The 3,095-nt window shown below is 73.8% G+C and carries 2 protein-coding genes; one reads left to right on the forward strand and one right to left on the reverse strand.

Going from position 1 to position 3,095, the window contains the following annotated elements; translation table 11 throughout:
- A partial coding sequence (locus VF794_RS00125) for a PAS domain-containing protein (RefSeq protein ID WP_331106475.1) occupies window positions 1-945 on the reverse strand: 945 nt, incomplete at its 3' end.
- Between the two features lie 146 nt (window positions 946-1,091).
- On the opposite strand from VF794_RS00125, the gene VF794_RS00130 reads away from it, so the two are divergent.
- Window positions 1,092-3,095 (forward strand): ligand-binding sensor domain-containing protein (locus tag VF794_RS00130; RefSeq protein WP_331106477.1); only part of this gene is annotated, 2,004 nt, incomplete at its 3' end.

Below are 3,095 nucleotides of genomic sequence, written 5' to 3' on the forward strand. Positions count from 1 at the left end.
CACCGTCGCCATCCGGTCCGCCAGCCGCAGCTGCTTCTCCAGGCGCTTGTGCTCGGTGATGTCGTGGATGAGGCCCACGAGGTAGGGCCGTCCATCGGAGCCGGTGAAGACGGCCTTCTTGGTGACGAGCGTGTGGGTGAGCCCGGCGCTGTCGGTGAGCGACTCCTCGTTCTCGTTGGGCTGGCCGGAGCCGAAGACGAGCTCGTCCTGGCGCCAGAAGACGTCCGCTTCATGGGCGGGGTTGAAGTCGTAGTCGGACTTGCCCAGCAGCTCCTCCTCGCGGCGGTCGAGGATGCGGCAGAAGGCGCCGTTCATGGCGACCCAGCGGTGCTCGCGGTCCTTCACGAAGAGGGGATCCGGCAGGGAGTTGAGGACGTTGCGCAGGAAGTCCCGGGCCTGCTCCAGCGCGGCCTGGGCCTGGAGGCGCTCCAGCTCCGCGCCCAGGCGGGTGGCGAAGGCGCCCAGGAGCGCCAGGTCCCTCGGGCCCGCCTCCAGGGGCGCGTCGTGCAGGAGGGCCAGCACCCCGAGCACCTCCCCCCGAGAGCTCCTCAGGGCCATGCCCAGGAAGCCCCGCGAGCCGAGCCGGCGCGGCCACCCGTCCTCGGGGAAGTGCGTGGCCACGCCGTCCTGGTGGTGGAAGACGCCCTGGGTGAGGACCCGCTCGAAAGCGGTGCCGGGCAGCGCGAGGGGCCGCTCCTCGCGGAAGTCCGACTGGCTCCAGACGGCGAGCGGGTGGAGGCTGTCCTGGCCGGGCTTGCGCTCACCCACCACGGCGCTGGTGGCGCGGAAGGCCTCGGCCAGCAGCCGGACGAGCGTCCGGAACAGCTCGGGGCCCACGGCCGCTCCGGTGCTCGTGAGAAGAACCTGGAGGGCCGCTTCCGGGGAGACGCGCTGCACCTGCTCCCCCTGCTGGGGCTCGGACTGGCCGGGCCCCTTCCGCTTCATGCGCATCGCTCGTCCCCTACCAAGGGTCCATCCCTGCCACGCGCCCATGTTTCCACCGGGCCGCGGCGGCCTTCAAGTCGACCTTCCCCCTGACTAGGTCCGGGCCCGGGGGGGCGGTAGACTCGCTCGTCCGCCAGGGAGAGTCGATGCAGACATGCACAGCGGCGCGGTGGCTCGCCCTCGTCCTCGCCGTGAGCTTGCTGGGCGCGGACGAGGCTCGCGCGGGAGAGCCGCCGGGCCGCATCGCGCTGCGCGGCCATGGGACGGACTCCGGCCTTCAGAACGCCGACACCGGCAAGGGCCTCCAGGACGGAGAGGGGTTCGTCTGGGTCACCACCGCGGACGGGGTGTACCGCTTCGAGGGCGAGCGCTTCGAGCGCTTCGGGCTGGAGGCCGGCCTGCCCTCGCTGCCCGTCAATGACGTGGCGCTGGATGCCGAGGGCCGGCTGCTCGTGGCGACGACCAAGGGGGTGGCCCGCTGGGAGGGAGCCCGCTTCACCGCCGTGCCCACCCCGGGCGTGCCTCCCGAGGTGCAGGCGGTGCGCGTGGACCTCCGGGGCCGGCTGCTGCTGTCCACTGTCCAGGGCTTGTTCGTGGAGGAGGAGCCGGGCCGCTTCACCCTGGCGCCGGGCTGGCCGGGAGGGCCCGCGGGAGCCCTGTGGGTGGAGGCGTCCGGCGAGCTTCAGGTGGCCGCGGGCCCGCGCCTGGCGAGCCGCGACGCGCGAGGCCAGTGGCACCTGTGGGACGTCCCCCTGGCGAGCAGCCCCATCGCCGCCATCGCGCGGGACGGAGGGGGCCGGCTGTGGTTGCGCGGCGACGGGTGGCTGGCCATGCGGCCCCGGGAGGGCGCGGCCTTCGAGGATCGCTCCGAGTTCATCGCGGGCACGCTGAGCATCGCGATGCACCTGCGTGTGGGGCAGCGGGGGCAGCTCCTCATTCCCACCACCCGGGGCCTGGTGGAAGTGGAGGGCGAGCGCGCGCGCATCGTCCAGCTGGGGCGGGCGGGACAGGCCCTGCGGATGCGGGATGCGCTGGAGGACACGGGGGGCTCGCTCTGGGTGCTGGGACAGGGCGCGCACCGGGCCCTGGGCCGTGGCCTGTGGAGCCAGCACGACGTCACCACGGGCCTGCCCGCGAGCGCCATCTGGGGGCTCGCGCGGGACGCGGAGGGCACGCTGTGGGTGGGCACCGATGACGGGCTCGCGCGCGGTACGCCCGAGGGGTGGAAGGCCGTTCCCGGGCTGAGCGGCTACTCGCTCAAGGCGGTGGTGGTGGACGGGGAGGGCGGGGTGTGGAGCGCGGGCAACCCGCTCGGCCTCCACCACTACGACTCGCGGACGGGAGCGCTGCGCACGCTGCGGGAGGAGTCCGGCTTCTCCGCGCGCGTCACCTTCAGCCTGGTGCTGGAGCCGGACGGCACGCTGTGGGCCGCCGGCTTCGCGGGCCTCTTGCGCGGGGTACGGCAGGGGGAGCGGTGGACGTTCGCGCCGGTGCTGCCGCACAGCCCCCGGATGCCGTTCGTGGGCCTGGCCAGGGATGGAGCGGGGCGGCTGTGGGCCGCGGGGGACGGGCTCTACGTGCGCGATGGCGGCACCTTCCACCGCTTCGGGGTCGGCGAGGGGTTGAGGGACGACCGTGTGCGCTACCTGCTGGCCCGCAGCGACGGCCGCATCTGCGCGGCCTACGCGGCCCCCATCGGCGTGAGCTGCTTCACCTACCGGGACGGGCGCCTGGAAGACGGCGTCCACCATGACCAGAGCACGGGGCTGCACAACGGCGTCGTGTACCAGCTCGGCGAGGATGCCTTCGGCCGTTTCTGGGTGGGCACCGGCGCCGGGATGGAGCTCTTCGGCAACGGGTGGCACGTCCCCTTCGGACAGAGCCAGGGCCTGCCGGGGGACACCCCCAATGGCAACTCCTTCCTGGCGGATGCGGATGGCACCGTGTGGGTGGGGACCTCGAGCGGACTCGGCCGCTTCGAGGGCGCGCGCTACACGGGCCCGAGGCCCCCGCCGCATGTGAAGCTGCTGGGCCTCACCTTCGGCCCCCACGCGCGCGCCCACGTCCCGGACGAGCGGCTCCAGGTGGAGCATGACGCGTCGACGCTGGACGTCCGGTTCACCGGGGAGGGCCTCCACGAGGCCTCGCCC

Source organism: Archangium sp. (genome assembly GCF_036389735.1).
Classification (GTDB): Bacteria; Myxococcota; Myxococcia; order Myxococcales; family Myxococcaceae; genus Archangium.